General features: G+C 57.0%; 21 protein-coding genes. 12 read left to right on the forward strand and 9 right to left on the reverse strand.

The window, feature by feature from the left end:
- Nucleotides 1-76 precede the first annotated feature (76 nt).
- Nucleotides 77-655 carry a DUF924 family protein gene (locus ACR0DE_RS09585; protein WP_170396541.1) on the forward strand — a complete coding sequence of 193 codons (579 nt, stop codon included), beginning with the start codon at nt 77-79 and terminating at the stop codon, nt 653-655.
- On the opposite strand, the gene ACR0DE_RS09590 is transcribed toward ACR0DE_RS09585, so the two are convergent.
- Nucleotides 652-1,086, reverse strand: coding sequence for a hypothetical protein (locus tag ACR0DE_RS09590; protein WP_170565982.1), 435 nt, complete (start codon nt 1,084-1,086; stop codon nt 652-654). The genes ACR0DE_RS09585 and ACR0DE_RS09590 overlap by 4 nt on opposite strands.
- A 212-nt stretch (nt 1,087-1,298) precedes the next feature.
- On the opposite strand from ACR0DE_RS09590, the gene lpdA reads away from it, so the two are divergent.
- Nucleotides 1,299-2,693, forward strand: a complete 1,395-nt coding sequence (gene lpdA / locus ACR0DE_RS09595) for a dihydrolipoyl dehydrogenase (RefSeq protein ID WP_170663673.1) — start codon at nt 1,299-1,301, stop codon at nt 2,691-2,693.
- 134 nt (nt 2,694-2,827) lie between these two features.
- Here the strand turns inward: lpdA and ACR0DE_RS09600 are convergent, their stop codons facing one another.
- Nucleotides 2,828-4,213, reverse strand: a complete 1,386-nt coding sequence (locus ACR0DE_RS09600; protein ID WP_170403049.1) for a dipeptidase — start codon at nt 4,211-4,213, stop codon at nt 2,828-2,830.
- A 302-nt stretch (nt 4,214-4,515) separates the two neighbouring features.
- On the opposite strand from ACR0DE_RS09600, the gene hemA reads away from it, so the two are divergent.
- The 3 genes from hemA to ispG all read left to right on the forward strand — a co-directional run bounded on the left by hemA (nt 4,516) and on the right by ispG (nt 8,276).
- On the forward strand, nt 4,516-5,739 hold the full coding sequence (gene hemA, locus ACR0DE_RS09605; RefSeq protein ID WP_480752874.1) for a 5-aminolevulinate synthase: 1,224 nt from the start codon (nt 4,516-4,518) through the stop codon (nt 5,737-5,739).
- 130 nt (nt 5,740-5,869) lie between these two features.
- A complete protein-coding gene (locus ACR0DE_RS09610; RefSeq protein WP_480752876.1) occupies nt 5,870-7,084 on the forward strand; it encodes a helix-turn-helix domain-containing protein in 1,215 nt (404 codons plus the stop codon).
- 70 nt (nt 7,085-7,154) lie between these two features.
- Nucleotides 7,155-8,276, forward strand: coding sequence for a flavodoxin-dependent (E)-4-hydroxy-3-methylbut-2-enyl-diphosphate synthase (gene ispG, locus ACR0DE_RS09615; RefSeq protein WP_480752877.1), 1,122 nt, complete (start codon nt 7,155-7,157; stop codon nt 8,274-8,276).
- A 6-nt stretch (nt 8,277-8,282) separates the two neighbouring features.
- Here ispG and ACR0DE_RS09620 read toward each other — a convergent pair whose 3' ends face one another.
- From ACR0DE_RS09620 to ACR0DE_RS09630, 3 genes are read right to left on the reverse strand one after another with little or no spacing between them, the layout of a single operon-like run.
- Nucleotides 8,283-9,353 carry an agmatine deiminase family protein gene (locus ACR0DE_RS09620; protein WP_480752879.1) on the reverse strand — a complete coding sequence of 357 codons (1,071 nt, stop codon included), beginning with the start codon at nt 9,351-9,353 and terminating at the stop codon, nt 8,283-8,285.
- Nucleotides 9,354-9,375: 22 nt separating this feature from the next.
- On the reverse strand, nt 9,376-10,134 hold the full coding sequence (locus ACR0DE_RS09625) for a DsbA family protein (RefSeq protein WP_170396556.1): 759 nt from the start codon (nt 10,132-10,134) through the stop codon (nt 9,376-9,378).
- Nucleotides 10,131-11,516 (reverse strand): M48 family metalloprotease, encoded by a 1,386-nt coding sequence (locus ACR0DE_RS09630; RefSeq protein ID WP_480752881.1) that lies wholly within the window; start codon nt 11,514-11,516, stop codon nt 10,131-10,133. Before ACR0DE_RS09630 ends, ACR0DE_RS09625 begins: the two co-directional genes overlap by 4 nt.
- Between ACR0DE_RS09630 and ACR0DE_RS09635 the strand changes: the two genes are divergently transcribed.
- From ACR0DE_RS09635 to ACR0DE_RS09665, 7 genes are all read left to right on the forward strand, one after another.
- Complete coding sequence (locus ACR0DE_RS09635) at nt 11,515-12,678, forward strand: pyridoxal phosphate-dependent aminotransferase (RefSeq protein WP_480752883.1); 1,164 nt, start codon at nt 11,515-11,517, stop codon at nt 12,676-12,678. The two genes, ACR0DE_RS09630 and ACR0DE_RS09635, sit on opposite strands and share 2 nt — an antisense overlap.
- 66 nt (nt 12,679-12,744) lie before the next feature.
- Nucleotides 12,745-13,965: an N-acetylmuramoyl-L-alanine amidase gene (locus ACR0DE_RS09640; protein WP_170512067.1), complete on the forward strand. Its 1,221-nt coding sequence runs from the start codon at nt 12,745-12,747 to the stop codon at nt 13,963-13,965.
- A 95-nt stretch (nt 13,966-14,060) separates the two neighbouring features.
- A complete protein-coding gene (locus tag ACR0DE_RS09645) occupies nt 14,061-16,547 on the forward strand; it encodes a penicillin-binding protein 1A (RefSeq protein WP_480752886.1) in 2,487 nt (828 codons plus the stop codon).
- 89 nt (nt 16,548-16,636) lie between these two features.
- Complete coding sequence (gene prfB, locus ACR0DE_RS09650; RefSeq protein ID WP_170403025.1) at nt 16,637-17,764, forward strand: peptide chain release factor 2; 1,128 nt, start codon at nt 16,637-16,639, stop codon at nt 17,762-17,764.
- Entirely contained in the window at nt 17,765-18,472 is a 708-nt protein-coding gene (locus ACR0DE_RS09655) for a M50 family metallopeptidase (RefSeq protein WP_480752890.1), read from the forward strand.
- Between the two features lie 118 nt (nt 18,473-18,590).
- Nucleotides 18,591-19,988, forward strand: a complete 1,398-nt coding sequence (locus ACR0DE_RS09660; RefSeq protein WP_480752892.1) for an amidase — start codon at nt 18,591-18,593, stop codon at nt 19,986-19,988.
- A gap of 28 nt (nt 19,989-20,016) precedes the next feature.
- Complete coding sequence (locus ACR0DE_RS09665) at nt 20,017-20,814, forward strand: DUF2189 domain-containing protein (protein WP_170422180.1); 798 nt, start codon at nt 20,017-20,019, stop codon at nt 20,812-20,814.
- On the opposite strand, the gene ACR0DE_RS09670 is transcribed toward ACR0DE_RS09665, so the two are convergent.
- From ACR0DE_RS09670 to ACR0DE_RS09685, 4 genes are all read right to left on the reverse strand, one after another.
- Nucleotides 20,811-21,506 carry a helix-turn-helix domain-containing protein gene (locus ACR0DE_RS09670; RefSeq protein WP_170396965.1) on the reverse strand — a complete coding sequence of 232 codons (696 nt, stop codon included), beginning with the start codon at nt 21,504-21,506 and terminating at the stop codon, nt 20,811-20,813. The genes ACR0DE_RS09665 and ACR0DE_RS09670 overlap by 4 nt on opposite strands.
- A 340-nt stretch (nt 21,507-21,846) precedes the next feature.
- The gene (ilvN, locus tag ACR0DE_RS09675; protein ID WP_170396580.1) at nt 21,847-22,407 is read right to left on the reverse strand and encodes an acetolactate synthase small subunit; all 561 of its coding nucleotides are present in this window, start codon (nt 22,405-22,407) and stop codon (nt 21,847-21,849) included.
- Nucleotides 22,404-23,675, reverse strand: a complete 1,272-nt coding sequence (locus ACR0DE_RS09680) for a glycosyltransferase family 87 protein (RefSeq protein ID WP_170626685.1) — start codon at nt 23,673-23,675, stop codon at nt 22,404-22,406. Before ACR0DE_RS09680 ends, ilvN begins: the two co-directional genes overlap by 4 nt.
- Nucleotides 23,676-23,748: 73 nt before the next feature.
- Nucleotides 23,749-25,500 (reverse strand): acetolactate synthase 3 large subunit, encoded by a 1,752-nt coding sequence (locus ACR0DE_RS09685; RefSeq protein ID WP_170598101.1) that lies wholly within the window; start codon nt 25,498-25,500, stop codon nt 23,749-23,751.
- Nucleotides 25,501-25,712: the final 212 nt, after the last annotated feature.

The raw sequence follows: 25,712 nt of genomic DNA on the forward strand, positions 1-25,712 counted from the left end.
TGTTACTGTCACAAATCTGTAAAAGTGATTTTAATGACGTTACGTCCTGGGGAGGGCAATTACGGAGTCTAGGGCAATGGTAGGTCCTGAAGAAGTATTGAGTTTTTGGTTAGATGAGGTTGGCCCCGAGGGGTGGTACCTGCAGGATGAAGCGCTGGATGCGCGGATCCGGGATAAATTTCTTTCAACATGGGAAGCCGCGTGTGAGGGTAAATTCTCGCTTTGGCTGACCTATCCTAGCGGTTCGCTGGCCTATATTATTCTTATGGATCAGTTGCCTCGCAACATGTTCCGGGGAAGCAAACAGGCCTTTGCATCGGATCGGGCAGCACTGGCTGCAGCGAAATGCGCGGTCGACAAAGGCTGGGATCTTAAGATCGACGAACCGGCGCGGCAGTTCTTTTATTTGCCGATGATGCATTCGGAAAATCTGTGCGATCAGGAGCGCTGTGTGCGCCTTATGATCGAACGGATGCCGGAAGGCGGCGAGAGCAATCTGCTTCATGCGCGCGCTCATCGTGAAGTGATCCGCAAGTTCGGTCGTTTCCCGTATCGAAACGATGCGCTGGAACGCGCGACCACTGAACACGAAGCCGCATATGTCAGTAATGGCGGATATGGTTCGACTGTGCGCGAGTTGCAGGCCGCGACCTAGGTCGCGGGCTCACAGCCTTTTAGGATCAGAAGGCGGTCGGTGACAGTGTCGGCGGATGTCGTGATGGCATAGTCGATCAAGTCTTCTGGTTTTTCGACCAGGCCCGCCAATCGGGCCTGAGTGTCTTCCAGCTTCCCCTCCAGATCACCCAAACGTCGCAATGCCGCATTCAACTGTTGGCGCGTGACCGCATCGAGCTGCGTGCCCTGACTGCCAAGGGTCGCAAGATCGCTGCGCAACGCGGCCAGTTCCCCACGAATTCCCTGCGCCTGATCTCGTAGCGGCGCCACGACCTGCAGGTTCTCAGCAAACCCGACCCGGATCTGATCGACAGACTGCGCAAGTTTCCACCCCAAAAACAGGCATAAAGCCAACAATATCAATGTCGCGTTCAAAAGAGCGAGCAGTAAATCTTTGAGCGTTTTAGCCATGATACGCCTTTCGAAAATCGGGAAGGTCAAAAACTGGTAGTGCATATTCGTCAGTTCTAGCCTTTGCGGTAACGTGGGTATAGGCTGAATTCAGCTCCAAATACCTGATTTGACCCCGCGTCACATATGTCGCGGGCTCTGATGTTGATGCGTTGTAAAAAATAGTTTAACGGTAAACTAGTTTTTGAACTGACCTGTGCCGAGAGGGAAACATGGCTGCACAATCTTATGATCTGATCGTAATCGGGGCTGGCCCCGGTGGCTATGTAGCCGCTATTCGCGCGGCGCAACTGGGCCTGAAGACCGCTGTTGTCGAGCGCGAACATCTGGGTGGTATCTGCCTGAACTGGGGCTGTATCCCGACAAAGGCACTACTGCGATCATCGGAAGTGTTTCACCTGATGGAGCGTGCCAAGGATTTTGGCTTGAAAGCAGACAAGGTCGGCTACGATCTGGATGCGGTTGTGAAGCGCTCGCGCGGTGTTGCCGCGCAGTTGTCCGGCGGCATAGGTCATCTGCTGAAAAAGAACAAAGTCGCTGTTGTCATGGGCGAGGCATCGATCCCCGCCAAGGGCAAGGTCAGCGTCAAAACAGACAAAGGCACGGAAGACCTAACCGCTAAGAATATCGTTCTGGCCACCGGTGCCCGGGCGCGCGAACTGCCGGGCCTTGAAGCGGATGGCGATCTGGTCTGGACGTATAAACACGCGCTGCAACCGCCGCGGATGCCCAAGAAACTGCTGGTCATCGGCTCGGGTGCGATCGGGATCGAATTCGCCAGCTTCTATAACACTTTGGGCGCGGACACGACCGTGGTCGAGGTGATGGATCGAGTGCTGCCTGTAGAAGATGCCGAGATCAGTGCATTTGCCAAGAAAGCTTTCACCAAGCAGGGCATGACCATCATGGAAAAGGCGATGGTTAAACAATTGGACCGCGCCAAGGGCAAGGTGACTGCGCATATCGAGGTGAAAGGCAAGGTTGAGAAACACGATTTTGACACGGTGATCTCGGCCGTGGGCATCGTCGGCAATGTGGAAAACCTCGGGCTTGAAGCCTTGGGTGTGAAGATCGACCGCACGCACGTGGTCACCGATGAATACTGCCGCACTGGGGTAGACGGGCTTTACGCAATAGGTGATATCGCCGGGGCGCCCTGGCTGGCACACAAAGCCAGCCACGAAGGCGTGATGGTCGCGGAACTGATCGCGGGCAAACACGCACATCCGGTCAAGCCTGAAAGCATCGCGGGCTGCACCTATTGCCAGCCTCAGGTCGCTTCGGTTGGGTATAGCGAAGCCAAGGCCAAAGAGCTGGGCTATGAGATCAAGGTCGGACGCTTCCCGTTCATCGGCAACGGCAAGGCCATCGCGTTGGGTGAGCCCGAGGGACTGATCAAGACCGTCTTCGATGCCAAGACTGGGGAACTGCTAGGTGCACACATGATCGGTGCCGAAGTCACAGAGCTTATTCAGGGCTATGTGGTCGGTCGCCAGTTGGAAACCACTGAAGAAGACCTGATGAACACCGTCTTCCCGCATCCGACGCTGTCTGAGATGATGCATGAAAGCGTGCTGGATGCCTATGGACGCGTGATCCACATGTAAGGACAGGGGGCTCTGCCCCCGCCGCGGCAAGCCGCGACTCCCCCGAGATATTTATAGCCAGATGAAGCAGGGGATCCGTACTTCATCTGGCCGAAAATACCTCGGAGCGCGAGGCAGAGCCTCGCAAAGGATCCTCATTTATTTATTGCTTCCAATATGCGGGCCCACGAGCGGATGCCTTTGTGGAAGCTTTTGACGTCGTATTTCTCGTTCGGCGAGTGGATGGCATCATCGTCATTGGCATACCCAACCAGCATCGAATCCAGCCCCAACACTGTATTGAAATATCCAACCACCGGGATTGATCCGCCCATCCCGGTGAAAACGGCCTCGCGATTCCACTCGTCCGAAAGTGCTCCGCGGGCCGCTTCGAATTCTGGGCGGCTAAGGTTCATCACCGAAGCAGGCGAGCCTTCGAGATCACTGTCCCAGACCACTTTAGCATCCGTAGACAGGCGCTCTTCGACATGTTTGCGGATCCTTTTGCGGAGCGCGTCCGGGTCCATGTCGCCGACCAGGCGGCAGGTGATCTTGCAATGTGCCTCGGACGGGATAACGGTTTTGGAGCCCGCGCCGTTGTAACCTCCCCAAAGGCCATTCACTTCGAGCGTGGGTCGCGCCCATTGTTGTTCCAGCGTGGAATAGCCTGTTTCACCGTGCGGCTCGGTATAGCCAACCGAATTCAAGTATTCCGCTTCATCGAACCCGCAATTCTCCCATTGGCGCAACTGCTCGGCCGGGACTTCGTGTACGCCTTCGTAAAAACCTTCGACTGCGACGCGGCCGGTTTCTTCATCATAGAAGGATGCGACGATGCGCGACAGTTCCCGCAGCGGGTTCAGACCCGGCCCGCCATAGTGGCCCGAATGCAGGTCGATGCGGGGACCGATGATTGTGAATTCATCCTTGAGCATGCCGCGCAATTGCGACGCTATCGAAGGCACCCCCCGCGACACCATCGAAGTATCACAGACCAGCGCGAGATCCGCCTGAAGCTCGGATTTGTTTGCTTTGAGAAATGGCACGAGTGAGGGCGATCCGGATTCTTCCTCACCTTCGAAGAAAAACGTGATGCGGCAGGGCAGGGTGCCATGCACTGCTTTCCAGGCGCGGCAGGCCTCGACGAAGGTCATCAGTTGGCCTTTGTCGTCAGAAGCACCGCGCCCGCGTATCACCTGTCCGTGTGGAGTGTCTTCCAAAGCCGGATCGAAAGGATCGCGTGTCCAAAGCTCCAGCGGATCGACAGGTTGCACATCATAATGCCCATAGAACAGAACATGCGGCCCACCGCTGTCCTCACCGACATGGCCAACGACCATGGGATGTCCCGGAGTTTCGCGCTTTTCGGCTGCAATACCGATACTTTTCAGATCCGCCACCAGCCAATCGGCAGCCTGGTCGACTTGGTCCTTGAAGGCCGGGTCAGTCGAGATGGAGGGAATGCGCAGAAACTCCATCAGGCGGTCGATGGAGGTGGTCAGATCGGCGTCGATCCGGCTCAGTACAGCGTCAAGCGACATAGGGGTCTCCTGGGAAGGTCTTGAAATTGGACAGAGCCTATCAGCATGGGCGGTACCGTCCAGCAGGTTTCTGTGCTGGATCTGGGGGAAAGGCCTGCGGCGTTTCCTCGCGTCTTGTGGTCGTAACTTTGCTTGTCGGTTTAGGCGTTTGGCGTTATTTGATGCAAATCAAAGTTGGGTTCGGCTGTTCGGCTGTAGGCCAGTTGGACAGATTAACGCGACGCCATACTTCCAGCCCGGCTTGTGAAGTGGCGAAAAAAGTCGCCCGGGGCTATAATAACCGGGCATCCAAGGAGGGTCCGTTGGACTATACTGCTCAGCTCGATACAGCGATTGCCAGGCTGCATGACGAAGGACGTTATCGGACCTTTATCGATATTGAACGTCGGAATGGTCATTTTCCGCATGCGGTACGGACTTGTCCCGATGGTTCGCAGCAGAACATCACCGTGTGGTGTGGCAATGATTATTTGGGCATGGGTCAGAATCCTGTTGTTTTGGAGGCCATGCACGAGGCGGTGGAGGCCGCAGGCGCAGGCTCGGGCGGGACGCGCAACATTTCAGGCACGACAGTCTATCACAAACGGCTGGAAGCTGAATTGGCGGACTTGCACGGCAAAGAAGCCGCACTGCTATTCACCAGTGCCTATATCGCCAATGACGCGACACTCAGCACTCTGCCAAAATTGTTCCCCGGCCTGATTATATATTCCGATGCACTGAACCATGCGTCGATGATCGAAGGCGTGCGCCGCAACGGGGGTGCCAAACGCATCTTCCGCCACAATGACGTGGCACATCTGCGTGAGTTGCTTGAGGCTGATGACCCTGCAGCCCCCAAGCTGATCGCGTTTGAGTCGGTCTATTCGATGGATGGCGATTTCGGACCCATTGAAGAGATTTGCGATCTGGCCGATGAATTCGGTGCTTTGACCTATATTGATGAGGTTCACGCAGTTGGCATGTACGGCCCCCGCGGCGGGGGTGTAACCGAGCGTGATCGGTTGGCGCATCGCATTGACATCATCAACGGAACGCTTGCCAAAGCCTACGGTGTCATGGGCGGCTACATCGCGGCGAGTGCCAAGATGTGTGACGCCATCCGGTCCTATGCGCCGGGCTTTATCTTTACTACCTCGCTGCCACCTGCGGTTGCGGCAGGGGCGGCAGCCTCGGTGGCCTATCTCAAGCGCGCGCCTGAACTGCGCGAGCAGCACCAGACCCAGGCCAGCATTCTTAAGCTGAGGCTGAAAGGACTTGGCATGCCTCTGATTGATCACGGCAGCCACATTGTGCCGGTGATGGTTGGCAACCCCGTCCACACCAAGAAGTTGAGCGATATGCTGCTGGATGACTATGGTATCTATGTGCAGCCAATCAATTTCCCGACCGTTCCGCGCGGCACCGAACGTCTGCGGTTTACGCCATCTCCGGTGCATGGACCCGACGAAATGAACCGTCTGGTGCAGGCGATGGACGAACTTTGGTCACATTGTGCGCTAAATCGCGCCGAACTTGCTGGATAACCTCACGCTAAAGTGTGCAACGAGTTTGCTGCGTGTTAAGCTTACGCTAACAAAAGAAGCGGACGAATCGTTATAGGGGCGATTCGACGTTTGCGCGTAACACGCGACAGGCAAAGATGGGGCAGCAGGAATGATTGGGCGCAGATCACAGCGCGATTCCGAAGAAGAAATGGACGTCAGACCCAAGGGTTTTGATGACTATGAGGTACGGCTTGGCGATGTCATGCGCGGCGAACGTGCAACGATGGGCAAGTCGCTTCTGGATGTGCAGCGTGAACTGCGAATCAAAGCCAACTACATCGCCGCCATCGAAAATGCAGATCCCGATGCCTTTGACACACCCGGCTTCATCGCCGGGTATGTGCGTTCATATGCCCGTTATCTGGGCATGAACCCCGATGAGACTTTTGCGACCTTCTGTCAGGAAAGCGGTTTCGAGGTTGCGCATGGCATGTCGGCTGAGGCGTCGGTGGTCAAAAAGGCGCAGGGTGGTTTGCCTTCACGCGGGCCGATGGGGCGTGATCCGTTTGTCTCGCCCAGTACGCCTTATATTCCGGGCCGCGAATCCGTAGTCAGCCAGATTGAACCGCGTGCTATTGGATCGACGCTGGTGCTGTTGGCCGTAATTGGCGGCATTGGTTATGGGGGCTGGTCGGTTCTGAACCGCATTCAACAGGTGCAGGTCAGCCCGGTTGAGCAGGCCCCCGTCGTGCTTACAGACCTTGACCCGCTGGATGCCGCACAGGCCCGGCCCGAGGGAACCGAACTGGCCAGCGCCGAGGTGCCAAGCTCTGAAGCGCTGGATCGTCTGTATCGTCCGCAGGCGCTTGATGTGCCGGTGCTGGTGGCGCGGGATGCGCCGATTTCCACCCTTGATCCGCGCAATGTCGGAACGTTCCGCGCGCCTGAACCTCCGCAAATCAAAGTGACCGAAGTTCATACGGTTGAACGCCCGGCCTTGCCTCAAGTGGTTGAAAAGCTGGATACGACGCTGAAGATCGTGGCCGTGAACCCTGCTTGGATGCGTGTCACGGCAGCCGATGGCAGCGTGATTTTCGAAGGAACTCTGGGCACCGTTGAGCAGGGCAGCACGTTTGAAGTGCCGCTCACCGAGGAACCCCCGCAACTGCGAGCAGGAGCTGCGGGGTCGGTCTATTTCTCGATGAATGGCGAACATTTTGGTCCTGTGGGCGCGCCGGGTACGGTGGCCAAAGGTGTTGTTCTGTCAAAAGATGCCGTTGCAGAAACCTTCGCAGTTGCCGATCTTGAGGCTGATCAGAACAGCGCGCTCAAGCAACTGGTGGCCGAGTTGCAGACCGAGGCGGCAGAAGCGCCCGCCGAGTGATCTTGGCATTGCTCCCCAAGGGATGGCGAACTATCTAAGGGTCAATTCAGGCTGATCCGGATCGATCCTCATGTCGCTCAATCACGTGCGCCCCTGGCGCAATATCTATCGCCGCAAATCCCGCCAGATCATGGTTGGCAATGTGCCCGTCGGAGGTGACGCACCGATTGCCGTGCAGACCATGACCAACACGCTGACCACCGACGTGGCTGCGACCGTGGCACAGGTGCAGGCGGCAGCAGAGGCGGGGGCGGATATCGTGCGGGTCTCGGTCCCGGATGAGGCCTCGTCAAAAGCGCTGAAAGAGATCGTGCGCGAAAGCCCTGTTCCTATCGTGGCTGATATTCATTTCCACTACCGTCGCGGAATCGAATCCGCCGAGGCCGGTGCGGCCTGCCTGCGGATCAATCCGGGCAATATCGGCGATGAAAAACGGGTGAAAGAGGTCATCAAAGCCGCGCGAGACCTCAATTGCTCGATCCGGATCGGGGTGAACGCAGGGAGCCTGGAAAAGCACCTGCTTGAGAAATACGGCGAGCCGTGCCCCGAAGCGATGGTCGAGAGCGGGTTGGAGCATATCCGTATTCTCGAAGACAACGACTTTCACAATTTCAAGATCAGCGTGAAGGCCAGCGACGTATTCCTGTCAGCCGCGGCTTATCAGGGCATTGCCGAGGCGACGGATGCGCCCATCCATCTGGGCATCACCGAGGCCGGAGGGCTGGTCAGCGGCACCATCAAATCGGCCATCGGTCTGGGCAATCTGCTGTGGATGGGCATTGGCGACACGATCCGCGTCAGCCTGTCTGCTGATCCGGTGGAAGAGGTCAAGGTCGGCTATGAGATCCTGAAATCTCTGGGCCTGCGCCATCGCGGCGTGAACATCATCTCATGCCCCTCCTGCGCGCGACAGGGTTTTGACGTAATCAAAACGGTTGAGGCGTTGGAGCATCGCTTGGAACACATCAAGACACCCATGAGCCTGTCGATCATCGGCTGTGTCGTGAACGGTCCGGGTGAGGCGCTGATGACCGATGTCGGTTTCACCGGTGGCGGGGCAGGCTCGGGCATGGTCTATCTGGCAGGCAAAGCCAGCCACAAGATGTCAAACGACCAGATGATTGATCACATCGTTGAAGAGGTCGAAAAGAAGGCAGCAGAGCTGGATGCGGCAGCTGAAGCTGCTGAGTAACAAGGCCTAAGCAACAGGCATTTGCTGTGTTGCGCAGTGAATGCCGCCGCCCAGCTCGCCCAATACGTCGACATTTAATGCAATGATCTCGCGCCCGGGGTAGTGACGAGCTAGGGCCATCTGTGCAATCTCATCGGTTTCGCGGTCTCCGAACTGGGCCATCACGATGCCGCCATTACAAACATAGTAATTCGCATAAGACGCCACGAATTCGGGATCGTTAACTCGGCGCCTATTGGGTTCAGGGATCACCTCAACCTGCAATCCTTCGGCGACGAGACGGTCATGAGTATCAAGGGCCGCGACATGAAACGGATCATCCATATCCGGCTCGTCTGGCAGGTTGATCAAAACGCGCCCAGGGCCGGTGAAGCGCGCCAGACTGTCGATGTGGTAATCGGTGATATCCTCGCCCCAGACCCCATCAGACCAGACCATGCGGTCGGCCCCATATGCAGCCAGTAATCGAGATTCAATTTCATTGCGTGACAGGTCTGGATTGCGGTTCTCATTCACCCACGAGCTTTCATGGGCCATGATCAACCCATGACCGTCTTGTTCTACACCGCCGGCCTCGCCTTTCAAGCCGGTCGGAAGCAGGGGCAGACCGAGATGGTCGGCAACCTTGGCAGCGATCCGCGCATCGTGTTTGTGCACCTGTTTCCGGCCCCAGCCATTGAACTGGATACGAGTGACCGCAATCCCGCCTCGATTGTCGATCACGAAGATTGGACCTGCGTCGCGGCACCACAAATCTTCGGTTGGAACATCCCAGAGCTCGACTGATGAGGAAAGTTTTTGACGTGCATCCACATGGTGCTTTCCCGCCGCAAGCATCGTCACGGGTTCAAAGGCGGAAATGGCGTTCGCGATTTCCGCGATGGTTTGTTGCACCATATCCAGAAAGATCTGGTCACGGTAAACTTTGCGGCTGACCGGCCATTGCATAAATGTGCGTTCGTGGGGCGCTTCTTCCGCCGGTACAAAGAAGTTTGAGGTGCGCTGAGCGAGGGCTTGCTTAGACAGGCCCATAAAACTCAGCGCACCTCCAGTGAGTAAGAGGTTCCGTCGATCCATGCTGGAAACCCACAGTGATGACTTAACCCTGTTCTGCCCGAACACCATTTGCGATCTGGAGCATTTGGTCTGCGGGCAGGTACCCGCGCATCATTTCGGTGCCCAGAACAAAGGACGGTGTGCCTGAAATCCGCAGCTTTTGCGCCAGATCGCGGGTTTTTGCGATTTCTTCGGTGACCTCATCGCTGTTCATTGCCGCGATGATCGCGTCGCTGTCCAGACCCAGCCCATCTGAAATCCGGCGCAGGGTCACCTCGGAGGGCTCGCCGCTGAATTCCAGCAGAGCGTCATGGACCTGCTTATAGGCATCGTCTCCGGCTACCTGTTTTGTTGCGATGGCAAAGCGGGATGACGCGACAGAGGCATCGCCCAGGATCGGCAATTCCTTGATCACAAGACGGATATTGCCGTCCTCGGCCAGCAGGGTGGCCACTTCGGGCACGGCGCGCCGGCAGTAACCGCAACGGTAGTCCATGAACTCGACCAGAGTAATATCGCCGTCCGGATTGCCACCGACCCAGCTGTAACCGTCATTAAAAAGCTCGTCAGCGTTGGCCGCGACGAGCTCCTTGTCAGCCTGAGCCTCGGCAACGGCATTGCGTTCCTCAAGGATGTTGATCGCCTCGAGGATCACTTCGGGGTTTTCCAGAAGGTATTCGCGCACTTGTGCGCCAAACTCGGCCTTCTCGGCGTCGCTCATCGCGTTCAATTCCAGCGCCTGCGCAGGACCAGTGATCAGGGAAAGACCCAATAGGGCCGGTGCAGCATGTCTCAGGATCATTTCCGTTTCCTCTTTTTCTTCTTCTTTGCGCGCTCCGAGGCAATCAACACATCCTGTGCCCTTTGCCAACCCGGAGAGCCTTCGGGGAGCTGTGCAACAGCCCGTTTAGCATGTATGCCCGCATCATCAAGTCGGCCCTGCAGCGCATAGCGTTCTGCAGTCACCGCAGACGCCATTCCGTTGTTGCCCACCTGCGAATAGGCAGAACCCAGATCCTGCATCAGCCGGGCATTGCGATAGTCGCGTGCGCGCGCCTTTTCAAGCACTTGCAGGGCTTTCTTCGTCTTGCCATCCGCCAGCAAAGCACGTCCGTAACCGGCGAGGATCAGGGCATTGTTGGGCGCCATATCAACGGCTGCACCGTAGGCATCCACAGCTTCGGGTACGCGCCGGTTCTCCAATAGAATCTGGCCCTTCAATTCATAAAAAAACGGATCGTCAGGGCGAATCTCAAGCGCACCATTGATTGCGGCGCGGGCACGGGCGAGATCGCGATTTTGATGATGGGCCGATGCCTCGCGCATCAGGCGTATGTCACGATCTTTTTCTTCGCCCGCGCGACGCATGGTCCAGGTCGGGGATCGAAGAAAGGCTGACAACTTACCTTTGATCCGCGCGAACCAGTAATCGGCATTTGCGTTTTGCTCTGCCTTGTCGCCGAATTCGTTCAAAAAGGCCTCGGCGGCGCGCAAACGTTCGCGGCTGGTAGGGTGTGAGCGCATGTAGGGGTCTTGATTGACGGGGTTCAACAGCTCTTGCCCCGCGAACTTACGGTGCAGGTTGACCATCCCGCGCGGAGATACTCCCGCCCAACGCAAATAGCTGGCAGCACTTCGATCCGCCGAGGCTTCTTCAGCCCGCGTATGGCCCAGAAAGCTGCGCAGCGCCGAGGCTTGTGTGCCCGCTGCAATTCCTGCAGCAGCTTCTCCGCCACCTGCGGCTGCGGCTGCAAGCGCTAAAAGCGTCCCAAGCTGCGCGTTACGTTGTGCCGCTCGCAGGTTCTCTGAGCGTCTGGCCAAGTGGCCGTTGGCGATGTGCGCGGCCTCGTGTGCGATCACCGCTTGCAGCATCTCGGGCGAATCGACGCTCAGGATCAAGCCATAGTTGATATAGATCGTGTTGTAATCGATCACGAAGGCATTGAACGTACCATCATTGACGATCAGTACGCGCACCCGGTTGGTGTTCAGGCCAGCGGCCCGCAGGATCGGAAAGGCGAGCTCTTGCAGCCCGTGTTCAATGTCGGGATCGCGGATAAGGCTTTGCGCGCTGGCCTGCATGGCGCTGATCGACCATGTCACTGCCAGCAGCAACACGGCCGGGATTGACGCCAGCCGGGATAAGCGTTCAAAAGCCATGGCTGCAACATGGGAGATGGCCATGAGAAACTCAACCCGTTCCGGGGTCGATCCCTTCATCGTGATGGACGTGATGGAGGCCGCGCGCAAGGCGGAAGAAGCCGGGCGGCATGTCGTTCACATGGAAGTAGGTCAACCGGGGACCGGCGCACCCAAAGGGGCAACCGAAGCATTGGCGAAGGCCATGGAACAAGGGCCGCTTGGGTATACGGTGGCTTTGGGTTTGCCCGCTCTTCGTCAGCGGATCGCGCAGATGTATGGTGAATGGTATGGCGTTGATCTCAATCCAGAACGGGTGGTCATCACACCGGGATCATCGGGCGGGTTTTTGCTCGCCTTTACCGCTCTGTTCGACAGCGGTGATCGGGTGGGGATTGGTGCCCCGGGATATCCCTCATATAGGCAAATCCTGAAAGCATTGGGTTTGGTGCCGGTAGACTTGCCGACAGCACCGGAAAACCGGCTACAGCCGGTGCCCGCCGATTTCACGGGGCTTGATTTGCAGGGATTGATGGTTGCATCGCCTGCCAACCCGACTGGGACAATGCTGGATCATGCGGCGATGCAGGCGCTGATCGAAGGCGCACAGGGGCAGGGCGCATCTTTCATCAGTGATGAGATTTATCACGGGTTGGAATACGAAGCCAAAGCCGTCACTGCGCTGGCGCTGACGGATGAGTGCTATGTGATCAACTCATTCTCCAAATATTTCTCGATGACCGGTTGGCGCGTTGGCTGGATGGTTGTGCCCGAAGATCAGGTACGGGTGGTTGAGCGGATTGCCCAGAACATGTTCATCTGCGCGCCTCACGCCAGTCAGGTGGCCGCATTGGCAGCTATGGATTGTAACGACGAAATGCAGGCAAATCTGGATGTATACCGCCGCAATCGTCTGTTGATGCTGGACGGGTTGCCCAAGGCCGGTTTTACCAATATCGCACCGCCGGATGGGGCGTTTTATGTTTACGCGGATGTCTCAGACTTGACCGATGACAGCCGGGCATTTGCAGCCGAGATTCTCGACAAAGCCGGGGTTGCCGTGACGCCGGGGCTGGATTTCGACCCAGTGCGCGGGCACACGACGCTGCGATTTTCCTATGCGCGATCGACCGAAGACATTCAGGATGGGCTGGATCGGCTGCAACGTTTTATGGCCAAGCGGGGTGCGATCCCGCAATCGGCCTAAAGCGTTCACAAAGGCGGCGTCATGCGATAGGCTCTGCCTCAAACGATCTCGGGATAACTTGAGGCCATGAGCAGGATTTTCTACGCAATCGCCCTGATATGGGCGCTGACTGGTGCTGCTGTCGCGCAGGACTTTAGCGCGCTTGCACGCGTCCTTCCGGACCAGAGCGGAATCGTCGATGATGGCAATACCGGCGTAAGGGTCGAACTTGGGTTGACTCAAGGCGTGCCATACCGCGTGTTCACACTGCGCGATCCATACCGCGTGGTGCTGGATTTCCAAGAGGTCGACTGGTCTGGCCTGAACCGCGAGACCTTTCTGCAAACCAGCCGGATCAGCGGTGTTCAATTCGGCGCATACGTGCCCGGTTGGTCGCGTCTGGTGTTGGAGCTGGGCGCTCCGCTGGCGGTGGAAACAGCTGATCTACGGGTTGATCAGGCGACGGGCACTGCTCAACTATCGCTGCACCTGAAAGGCACTGATTTTGACAGTTTTGCAGCCAGCGCAGGTGCCCCCCGTCAGCCCGGCTGGGATTTGCCGGAACCCGCAGTGACACCGGCACTGCCGCGGCGCGACGGTGTGCGGGCGGTACGGGTCATGCTGGATCCCGGGCATGGCGGCATTGATCCCGGGGCAGAATTCGCTGATACCAATGAGAAAACACTGATGCTAACGTTCGCGCGAGAGCTGCGAGAGGCGCTGCTGCGTACCGGCGGTTTCGAAGTGGTGATGACGCGTGTTGACGATCAATTCGTCTCGCTCGAACGCCGTATCTCGCTGGCACATCAGGCCGGGGCCGACGTGTTTATCTCACTGCACGCGGATTCGCTTTCCGAAGGGCTGGCGCATGGGTCGGTCGTCTACACTCTTTCAGAGGAAGCTTCAGACGTTGCCAGTCAAAAGCTGGCCGAACGGCATGACCGGAGTGATTTGATCGCAGGTATTGATCTCAGCGGTGCGGACGATCAGGTCGCTGATGTGTTGCTGGATCTGGCTCGGCAAGAGACTGTGCCACGCAGTAGCGCACTGGCGCGCTCGCTGGTGGATGGAATGACGCAGCAGGGAGGCCCGATGAATCGTCGTCCGCTACGTTCTTCGTCGTTTTCGGTGTTGAAGGCCGCAGATATCCCGTCGGTTCTGGTTGAGCTGGGTTTTTTGTCTAGCCCGCGCGATTTCAAGAACATCTCTGATCCAAACTGGCGCGCATCCATGGCGCATGGGCTTGTGCAGGGGCTTGAGAACTGGCGTCGGGACGATCTGGTGAAGCGATCTCTGATCGGACAATGACGCAGCGGCGCAAAACAGCCATTGTAGCCTTTCGTGTTTTGACCCTGCGCGGGGGCGACACTATATAGGCGTCATCGCGAGTAAAAGGCAGTAACGTGATCCGGTTCATTCTTTCGTTCTTCGGGGCAATTTTCAGTCTCGTGACCTTAGGTATTTTTATGGCCGCGCTGGTCGTTGGCGCGGTGTTCTGGATGTATGGCCGAGACCTGCCCAGCCACGAGTCATTGGCGCAATACAAACCACCGACGATCAGCCGGATTTACTCGGGTGAGGGCCAGCTGATCGACGAATTTGCACAGGAGCGCCGCCTGTTCACGCCGTCCGAGGAAATTCCCGATCTGGTAAAACAGGCGTTTATCTCAGCGGAAGACAAGAATTTCTATACCCATCAGGGCTATGACCCGCGGGGTATCATTGCTGCCGGGGTCGAGGCCGTGCGCACTAAAGGCGAAACCGTTCGTGGTGCGTCAACCATCACGCAGCAGGTGATGAAGAACTTCCTGTTGTCCGGTGACCGCCGGGCCGAGCGCAAGATCAAGGAAATTATCCTCGCCACCCGGCTTGAGGATACCTTGGACAAGGAACAGATCCTCGAGCTGTATATGAACGAGATCTTTCTGGGTCAGAACTCTTATGGTGTGACCGCTGCTGCGCAGACCTATTTCAACAAAACTCTGCAGGAACTGGCCCCGCATGAGGCCGCGATGCTGGCGGCGATGCCCAAGGCTCCATCGGACTACCATCCTGTGCGGCAGAAAGAACGTTTGCTGAACCGCCGCAACTATGTGCTGCGCGAGATGCAACAGAACGGCTATATCGATCAGGCCACCTATGAGACCGAAGTCGAGATGCCTTTGCGTTCGGTTCAGAACGGCGATTTTGAGAGCTTCCGCACTGCACTGCCGCCGCGTGACTATTTCACCGACGAAATCCGTCGCCAGTTGAGCGAGGATTTTGGCGAGGGTGAGTTTTTCACTGGCGGTTTCACCGTACGCGCCTCGGTGGATGAGGAAATGCAGGTCGAAGCGGCGAAAGCCCTGCGCACGGCGCTGCAGAAATACGACCGCTCTCGTGGGCGGTGGCGCGGCACAGGCGAGGTCATCGCCGAGGAGAAGCTGGCGGATGAAGCACAGTGGCGCGAGGCGCTGGCGATCATGGAAATCCCCCGCGACGTGGTGCTGCCGACGCAGTGGTATCCTGCCGTTGTTCTGAACGTGGCCGACCAATCCCTGACCGTCGGGATCGAAGATGGCCCAGCAGATGGCACAATCCCGCGCGAAGACATCAAGTGGATGCAGGGCAATTTCCAGGACAATTTCAAACGCGGCGATGTCATTCTGGTAATGGCTGGCGAAGAGGGGCAGTGGTCTGCCCGTCAGGTGCCAGAAGTGCAGGGCGGCTTTGTCGCGATGGACGTAAATTCGGGCCGTGTTCTGGCGATGCAGGGTGGGTTCTCGTATCAGGACACCGTGTTCAACCGCGCCACTCAGGCGCAGCGCCAGCCCGGGTCCAGCTTCAAGCCATTCGTTTATGCAGCTGCTCTGGATAGCGGATACAGCCCCGCGACGATCGTTGTGGATGCGCCGATTGAAGTGAATACACCGCAGGGGCTGTGGCGACCCAAGAACTCGACGAACAAGTTTTACGGTCCAACGCCCTTGCGTACCGGGATCGAACAGTCGCGGAACCTGATGACCATCCGTCTGGCGCAAGAAGTCACAATGCCCGTGGTCGCAGGCTATGCCGAGCGGTTTGGCGTTTATGACCGGATGGGTGCGTTCCTTGCGAACTCGCTAGGGTCTGAAGAGACTACGCTGTACAAAATGGTCGCTGCCTATGCGATGTTCGCCAATGGTGGCGAGCGGGTTGAACCCACACTGGTTGACCGTATTCAGGACCGGTTTGGCAAGACCATCTATCGCCATGACGATCGCCAGTGCGTCGATTGTAACTCTAGCTGGCTAGAGCCTGATGAGTCGCCCACGATCCTCACCGATCGCAGCCAGGTCATGGATGCCATCACCGCCTACCAGTTGACGTCGATGATGAAGGGCGTGGTTGATCGCGGCACTGCATCACGTGTTGTGAACCTGCCCGTGCCCACAGCGGGCAAGACCGGCACCACGAACGAATCCAAGGATGCGTGGTTCATCGGTTTCACCTCAAATATCGTGGCCGGTTGCTACATCGGTTATGACCGCCCGCGCCCGATGGGCCGGGGGGCCTACGGCGGCACCTTGTGCGGTCCTGTGTTCCAAAGCTTTATGGAAAAAGCAGTCGAGAAATACGGCGGTGGCCCGTTCGAGGTGCCTCCAGGTGGCCATTTCATCAAGATTGACCGTTTCAGCGGTGCACGCCTGCCAGAAGACGCGAGTGGAGAATATGTGGTCGCCGAGTATTTCCGTGATGGCGTGGATGGTTTTATCGATCGCGTCTTTGACGGTGGCTTCGCGATGGGATCTGACCTGCCGTTGTTTGAAGAGGCAAGTTCGGGCCGTCAGGTGACCACCTCAACCGGGGATACGATCACGGTTGGCCCCAATGCCAGCCAGGGCGATCTGCAGGGCGGCGGGCTTTACTGATCCGCCCAAGTTTCCCGGCTCAGTCGTCTTGTGGTGCCTCGCACCTCTTGCTATCACGCACACCTGATTGAGCAAGTTGGGACCTGACCATGCGCGCCGAAACCCAGAATATTGTGGCGGAAATCGAAAAGTCGCTGGAGCTGCTGGCGCAGCGCATGGACTATGAAACAGCGCCGCACCGGTTGGAGGAATTCAACGCGCGTGTTGAAGATCCGAACCTGTGGGACAATCCTGAGAACGCGCAGAAATTGATGCGCGAACGGCAGTTGCTGGTCGATGCCATCGAGACCTACGAATCCATCAAGACCGATCTCAGCGACAATATCGAGCTGATCGAACTGGGCGAGATGGAAGAGGACGAAGAGGTCGTAACCGACGCCGAAGAAGCGATCAAAAAGCTGCAGACCAAGGCCGCAAAGAAAGAGCTTGAGGCGCTGCTTGATGGCGAAGCGGACGGCAATGATACCTTCCTTGAGATCAACTCGGGCGCGGGCGGTACGGAAAGCTGCGACTGGGCCTCGATGCTGGCGCGGATGTATGTCCGCTGGGCCGAGAAAAAAGGCTATACGGTCGAACTGCAATCCGAGACAGCGGGGGAAGAGGCGGGGATCAAGTCCGCCGCCTACAAGATAACTGGCCACAACGCCTATGGCTGGTTGAAATCGGAAAGTGGCGTGCACCGTCTGGTGCGTATCTCTCCGTTCGACTCGGCGGCCAAGCGTCATACCTCGTTCAGTTCGGTCTGGGTTTATCCTGTGGTGGATGACAATATAGAGATTGAGGTGAACCCGGCCGATATCCGCGTCGACACCTATCGCTCGTCCGGCGCGGGCGGTCAGCACGTGAACACGACGGACTCGGCCGTTCGGATCACGCATATTCCAACCGGAATCGTGGTGACCAGTTCCGAGAAATCGCAACACCAGAACCGAGATATTGCCATGAAGGCGCTCAAGTCCCGGCTGTACCAGCAAGAGCTGGATCGCAGAAACGCCGAGATCAACGCCGCCCACGAAGCAAAGGGTGATGCGGGCTGGGGCAACCAGATCCGGTCTTACGTGCTGCAGCCCTATCAGATGGTCAAAGACTTGCGGACCAATCACGAGACATCGGATACCAAGGGTGTGCTGGATGGCGATCTGGATGGTTTCATGGCGGCGACACTGGCCCTGAATGTCTCGGGCAAAAGCCGGTCCGAGGCACAGGGCGAGGGCTAATTGCGGCAGTCCCTGACCTCGGCTGTGAACCTGATCAAGGGCCACTGGCAATTGATCGCAATTGTCGCGTTGGTGTTTGTGTTCTGGAACACGATGCTGGTGCTTCCGTTGAAAATCCTGGTTGTGTTCCTGCATGAGCTTTCGCATGCAGGTGCCATTATACTGACCGGTGGTTCGGTTGAAAGTTTCTCGGTCTCTCCACAACAAGGTGGTCTGGTTATTGGCCGAGGAGGCAATCGGTTTGTCAGTCTCTCAGCGGGATATCTTGGGTCCTTGATGCTTGGGATGGGCCTGCTGATGATCGCCCTGCGCACCAATGCCGATCGGGCTGCGCTTGGTCTCTTTGGGGGAGTCATGCTGATTATTGCGCTCCTGTATATCCGGGAACCGTTTGCCATGGCGTTCAGCGCGGGCTGTGGAGCGGTGATGCTGGCCACCGCGTGGTTCCTGAACCGCAACCTGTGTGATCTGATTCTACGGGTCATCGGGCTGACCAGCATGATCTACGTTCCGTTTGACATTTTCGATGACACGATCCGACGCGCGGGATTGCGATCAGATGCATATATGCTGGCTGAAGAATTCGGCGGAACCACCATGATGTGGGACGGGTTGTGGCTGGTGCTTAGTCTGGTGATGATCGTCTTTGGTCTGAAGAATGTGCTGGGCCGCAATAGCAATGTGCGGATCGACCTCAGGATCAGATGATGCGCGCTCTTGCGCCGCTCTTCTTCGCGAAATTCTAAAAAGATACATTTAAACAGTGGCTTTAAATGGTCCGAGCACGTCGTTAGGCTGATGACGAGCAGCCAAAGGACCAAACCGCATGGATTTGACCAGAGCATCCGCGACGGACATTCTTGACGCCTTGTCCCGCCGACAGCTTTCAGCTGCAGAACTGATGCGCGCGACGCTGGATCGGATCGCCCAGGTGAACGGTGAGGTAAACGCGATTGTCGCGCTGTGGGATGAAGACGCTTTGATGGCCGAGGCGCGGGCGGCGGATGCCGCGTCACCTCGCGGCGCGCTGCACGGGTTGCCGATAGCGGTGAAAGATCTGGTAAATGTGGCAGGGATCACTTCGACGCAGGGTTCGCCATTGTTCAAGGATCATGTGCCGCAAACTGACGATCTGCTGGCCGCCCGGCTAAGGGCTGCTGGGGCAATTCTGATCGGTAAGACCAACACGCCAGAATTCGGACTGGGTTCGCACACGTTCAATCCTGTCTATGGTGCAACACGCAACCCTTATGATCCCACGAAAACCTGTGGAGGTTCGTCGGGCGGTGCAGCAGTGGCGTTGGCGACGGGAATGCTGGCGCTGGCGGACGGCTCGGACATGATGGGCAGCCTGCGCAACCCGGCCGCATGGAACAACGTATACGGGTTCAGGCCAAGTTGGGGGCGCGTTCCGTCTGAGCCAGTGGGGGACGGTTATCTGCATCAGCTTTCAACTCTGGGGCCTATGGCGCGCAGCCCTGAAGACATCGGGCTATTGCTTGACGTCATATCCGGCCCCGATCCAAGGATGCCATTAAGCACAGAGGTCGAGCGCGTGTCGCCCGTTCAAGCGGCTGATCTGACAGGGATGCGCATAGGCTGGTTGGGCGACTGGGGCCGGGCGTTTCCGTGCGAAGAGGGTATCCTCGCGCTATGCCGCGATGCGTTGCACGTTTTCGAAGAACGCGGTGCGCGCGTTGAGGCGCTTGCCCCCCCGTTTGACGCGGACCTGATCTGGGACAGTTGGATTACTCTGCGCTCCTGGTCAGTGGCCGCAGGGTTAGAGCCTTTGGCCAAGAAGAAATCATCACTCAAAGACACCGCGCAATGGGAGTTGGAGCGCGGCCTGGCGCTCAGCGCGATGGATGTGCACCGGGCCAGTGTGAACCGGTCTGACTGGCACAAGCGGGCGGTGGAGCTTTTCGAAGACTATGACGCCTTGGTGTTGCCCGCAGCGCAGGTCTGGCCGTTCGAGCTCGAAACGCCGTACCCAACCGAAATCAAGGGGCAGGGGATGGATACCTACCATCGCTGGATGCAGGTCGTGACACCCGTTAGCCTTTTAGGGTTGCCCTGTCTGGGTGCGCCTGTCGGTTTCGGACCAAAAGGGCTGCCGATGGGAATGCAGCTGTTCGGTCCGCGTGGTGCAGATGCGCGGATCTTGTCGAATGGGGCGGCATATCATTCTGCAACGCTTTGGCCTCAGAAACGACCCGCCATGTAGAACAACCGCCCGGGAGGAGAAAACAAGAATGGACAAACCCTTTGGTGTGCCGACGCTGAAACCCGTTGATACCGCGATGCTTAAAGAGGCACTGCGTCGAGCGTGGCAGGATTATCGCCGCGCGCCGCTTTTTGGGCTTCTGTTTGCGGGCTTCTACGTGCTGGCCGGGTGGCTGATGGCGTGGGTCACGCTGCAGACGGGAACGTCGTTCTGGCTGGTTTTGGCCGCGATCGGCTTTCCCCTGATCGGGCCGTTTGCTGCCGTGGGATTATATGAGGTCTCGCACCGGCTGGAACAGGGTGAGCCGTTGAATCCCGGTGCGATATTCGGTGTGGTCATACAGCAAAGCCGAAGGCAACTGCCGTCGATCTGCGCCATTATCGTGGTGATCTTTCTGTTCTGGTTCTTTCTGGGCCACATGATCTTTGCGCTGTTCATGGGGCTGTCGACGATGACCAATATTTCAACATCATTTGAGGTGTTCCTGACACCCAATGGGCTGAGCATGTTGGTACTGGGCACACTGGTCGGGGCCGTATTTGCAATCATTCTGTACATGATCACCGTGCTGTCGATTCCTATGCTGCTGGATCGTGAGCTGGATTTTGTGACCGCGATGATCACCAGCTTTGCCTATGTCAAAGCGAACATTGGTGTGATGCTGGCGTGGGGGGCCTTCATCGCGATCATCACTTTTTTGGCGATGATCCCTTGGTTCCTGGGCCTGTTTATCGTCCTGCCTTTGCTGGGGCATGCCAGCTGGCATCTTTATCGCTTGATCTTGGACAACGATCCGTCCGGGGCTGCTCAGCCGACACCCTCTTAAATCTGTCCGTTTAAGTCAGGCCCTGATGAATTGTGCGCCTTTCGGGCCGATTGCAGTGCTGCGGACAAATTATGCCCAAGGTGATGCAGCGTAAGCCGTCTTACATCGGATCCACTGCCACCGGCCAACCGATACACATAACCCGACCATTCCTGAGGTGCCCATTCAGGCGGAAGGTTCAGAACCATCATTCTGCAATCCTGTGCGCCGGGCCGGGACATCAATGCGCAGACTTGTCCGCCGATGTGAGAAACGATGCCCTGAACCTCACGCATCGGCGCGGAGCATTTCGGCATATGCGACAAGGGTTCATAGCTGCGCAGCAAGGTGCAATGCCGAATGCGGCGCATAAACAGTAGCCGGTGAAGTGTTGGTTCGCGTCGGTTTGGTGAGGCCTCAGCGGCGTGATAAAATCCGGTCGCCATAGTTTTTTCTGACCCGGTGACGAGAAATCGATCGATGATTTCTGATGCGGGATGAGCGGCGACCGGTTCTATTTCATCCAAAGGTTTCAGCAGGATACGCGCGTCGATATCGAAGAATCGACACATCCGGTCCAGCACATCCGGCCTGGGAAAGCTTTCACCCGACAGATAGCGATTAAACTGAGTTCGATTGATACCCAATTGGCGGCAAAGCTCTGAAACCGACCGATAACTGTTTGCGAGCTGCCTGAGGTTGGCTCCGAACATGCTGCGCAATTCTGCGGGGCTGCGATTGATGTCGGTCACTTCTGTCCCAGATTTCCGTTTGTATCTTCAGCAAAAACAGGTTTGCGGCGGCACAGCGGCCGCGCAGTATTCAGAAATCGTAAAGTTGACCCCAACGGGCGCTGCAAAGCGCCTCGCTACGCGTCACAGGCTAGTCTGATGATAAGCAAAATCAATAGGCTTTCAGCCTATTTGCATGATCTTTTTCATGCTGTTGCTCATATTTGATGAACGCATTAAGCCTTTTTGAGGTTAGCAGGGCACAATGGCCAAGCAGGCCGCCGCCCCGAGAATGAATTCAGTCCCGGGGCGGAAATGGGGCTTAGTCACCGCGCAACAGGGCTGCAACTCCGGTACGGGCGATTTCAATCAAGCCAAGAGGGCGCATCAGATCGGCAAAGGCATCGATCTTGTCCGGTGCACCGGTGATCTCGAAGATGAACGAATTCAGCGTACTATCGACGACATTGGCCCGGAAAATGTCGGCCAGTCGCAGGGCTTCGACCCGTTTGTCGCCTTCACCGACAACCTTTATGATCGCCAGCTCGCGCTCGACCGAAGCACCTTCGACGGTCAGATCATGCACGTCACGGACCGACACGATGCGTCCAAGCTGCGCCTTGATCTGCTCAATCACTTGCGGGGTGCCGGTGGTGACGATGGTAATTCGGCTGAGATGCCCGGTATGGTCAACCTCGGCAACCGTTAGACTTTCAATATTATAGCCACGACCCGAGAACAGACCAATTACGCGGGCCAGAACCCCCGGTTCGTTTTCAACCAGCACCGCGATCGTGTGTTGTTCCTGCACGTCCGAGAATGTTGGGCGTAGGTTATATGCAGAATGGCGGGTGGAGCCTTTGACGATGTTTAGCGGAGTCATTGATAGACCTCATCTTGGACATAAGTTTCTTCGGGCTTTCGTAGCGCAGAGATCAGCGCTTGGAGGCAAACTACGCAAGCCAGTATTAGGATCGGGGCAAACACGAGGCGCAAAGACAATATCTCGGTCATCTTGAAAAGCACCATATGTGTTGCTGGTCCGATACCGATCCACATTGCGGCGGCCAGTACCAGACGCCATGGAGAAGTTGTCAGGACGCCAGCTCGAAGCAGGAACAATGCAACGATTGCAAGCAGCCCAGATTCATAGAACCAGAAGTACGGTGTAGACATGGAAATACCCAGAAAGAGCACCGCTACCCGCAAGTCAAAACCTACCCTTGGGCTGCGCCATGCAACGAAGACTGCAATTCCAGACAACACTGTCAAAGTCCATTGCATCGCAAGCGCGAGCGTTTCTGGCACACCAATGCTGGCCAGCAAGGAATAAGGGCTAAGCATGACCGTATTCAGGTGGATTGAGCTTCGTATCTCTTCAAAGTGAACGCCCATCATGTTGCGCATTTCGGTCCAATATTCGACGCCAACGACCAGAGTGGCCAGAACGGACAAGACCACCGTCGTGACCGTTGCTGATATGATCGTCTTCCACGCACCGCTTGCCAAAAGCGCAAGCGGTATGAGCAGGCCGAGTTGGGGTTTAAGCGTCAGCAATCCAATAAAGAACCCTGCTAGTACGAAGCGGTCGTTCTTTAGCGCCGCTAGTGCGGCCAGAAGGCCTGCTGCCCAAAGGGTTGTGGTCTGCCCCATATACAAGTTTGGCAACATGGCGGGGGAGAGTGCAAAAGCAAACCAAACCGGTACGATTCCGCAGGAAAATGGCCGCACAGCAAGAAACATCGCGACAATTGAAATCGCTGTGAAAATCGCCCAAGCCGGAGAAAACGACAATGCCCCGAGTGGTTGGAGTGCGACAAGGAATGAGGGAGGATAAGACCAAGGCATCCAATCGTCTTCCTTGGACGCTTCGTGTATTTCCGACAATCTGTCGATATCAAATGCCGCAAGCGGTTCGCCTAAATGCGCGAGGTGACCTGCAGCCCAGAACACCTTGAAATCAACGGATAACGCCATTTTTCCTTGATCAACAACGGCATACCAGCCTGTGCCGACCCAGAACAATATCAACGCGAGAACGAAGAGTGGAACCATGAGCCCCACTTGCCAACCGCGACGGCCGGTGAATATCGACAAATTCTCTTCCGGGCTCGAAGCTCTGGCTGAGAACTGACTGCTGAGATCACGCATGATCTAACCCTTTTTCATGTCACGTGCGGCGACCTTAGCTCCGGCATTTGACTTAGATGTGGCAAAGCGGTGCTCAAACAAGCACAGCTCCACCAGCTTGGATAACGCCCTGCGTTTCGGCTTCGCCCAGCAGCATCTCATTGTGGGCCTTGCCCGATGGGATCATCGGGAAGCAATTCTCGTGCTTTTCGACCACGCAGTCGAAGATGACCGGACCGTCGTAATTGATCATCTCCATGATCGCGTCGTCCAGATCAGCTGGGTCGGAACAAAGAATACCCTTTGCGCCGAAAGCTTCTGCGAGTTTAACGAAATCGGGTAAGGCCTCGGACCACGAATGCGAATAGCGTTCGCCGTGCAGCAGTTCTTGCCACTGTCGTACCATTCCAAGCCGCTCGTTATTCAGAATGAACTGTTTCACGGGCAGGCGGTATTGCGCGGCCGTGCCCATTTCCTGCATGTTCATCAGCCACGAGGCCTCACCAGCCACGTTGATGACCAGCGCATCGGGATGTGCCATTTGCACACCGATCGAGGCGGGGAAACCATAGCCCATAGTGCCCAGCCCGCCTGATGTCATCCAGCGGTTGGGGTCCTCAAAACCCAGGTATTGCGCCGCCCACATCTGGTGCTGTCCAACCTCGGTCGTGACATAGCGGTCATATTTCTTCGTCAGCTCTTCAAGCCGTTGCAGCGCGTATTGCGGCTTGATGGTCTTCTCGCTGTTTGTGAAGGCAAGGCAGTTGACGTTGCGCCATTCGTTAATCTGGTCTTGCCACTGCTTGATATTGGCAGCGTCTGTTTTGCGACCGCGTGCTTTCCAGACTTTCAGAATATCCTCAAGCACGTGGGCAACATCGCCAACTATTGGGATGTCGACGCGGATAACTTTGTTGATCGACGAAGGGTCGATATCTACATGGGCTTTGATCGAGTTCGGCGAGAACGCATCGATCCGGCCGGTTATACGGTCATCAAATCGCGCGCCGATGTTTATCATCAGATCGCAATCATGCATCGCCATATTGGCCTCGTAGAGCCCATGCATCCCAAGCATGCCGATCCAGTTTTCGCCCGAGGCCGGATAGGCCCCAAGCCCCATCAGGGTCGATGTGATCGGAAAGCCGGTTGCGTCCACCAGTTCGCGCAGCAGCTGGCTGGCAGCCGGGCCCGAGTTGATGACGCCGCCGCCGGTGTAGAACACTGGCTTCTTCGCGGTCTCGATTGCTGCAACAAGCTCCGTGATTTCTTCCAGATCGCCCTTCAATACTGGCTGATAGTGAGAGGTCGACGGTTTTGGCGTCGTGTATTCACCCGAGGCGAACTGAACGTCTTTCGGAATGTCAACGAGCACGGGGCCGGGGCGACCGGAAGTGGCCACATGGAAGGCTTCGTGCATAGTTGCCGCCAGCGAGTCCGTATCCTTCACCAACCAGTTGTGCTTGGTGCAGGGGCGCGTGATGCCCACAGTGTCTGCTTCCTGAAAGGCGTCAGAGCCAATCATGAAGGTCGGAACCTGACCGGTCAGAACAACGATCGGAATTGAATCCAACAACGCATCGGTCAAGCCGGTCACGGCATTGGTCGCGCCAGGACCGGATGTGACCAAAGCAACGCCCGGCTTGCCGGTCGAGCGGGCATAGCCTTCGGCAGCATGTACCGCACCTTGCTCATGCCGTACCAGAATGTGACGGATGTCATTTTGCAGAAAGATCTCGTCATAGATCGGTAGGACGGCGCCACCTGGGTATCCGAATACCGTGTCCACGCCCTGATCCTTGAGGGCCTGAACAACCATCTTTGCGCCGGTCATCTCACGTGTCATCTGCTTTGCTCCGTTCGCGACATGTGTCTTGCGTGTTGCCAAAAAAAAGCCCCCGAGATTTTCGGAGGCGCATGGGTTCGATTATGGTTTACCGTTACCGGCCCATGCGCGTGTTTCCTACGATTACGACTAGCGCTTTCATCGCCAGAGGCTCCTTCTTTGCGTGCAGGGACATTATGGTTGAGGGGAAGGGGCGTCAACAGGCAAATACA

Source organism: Ruegeria sp. C10, from assembly GCF_056537805.1.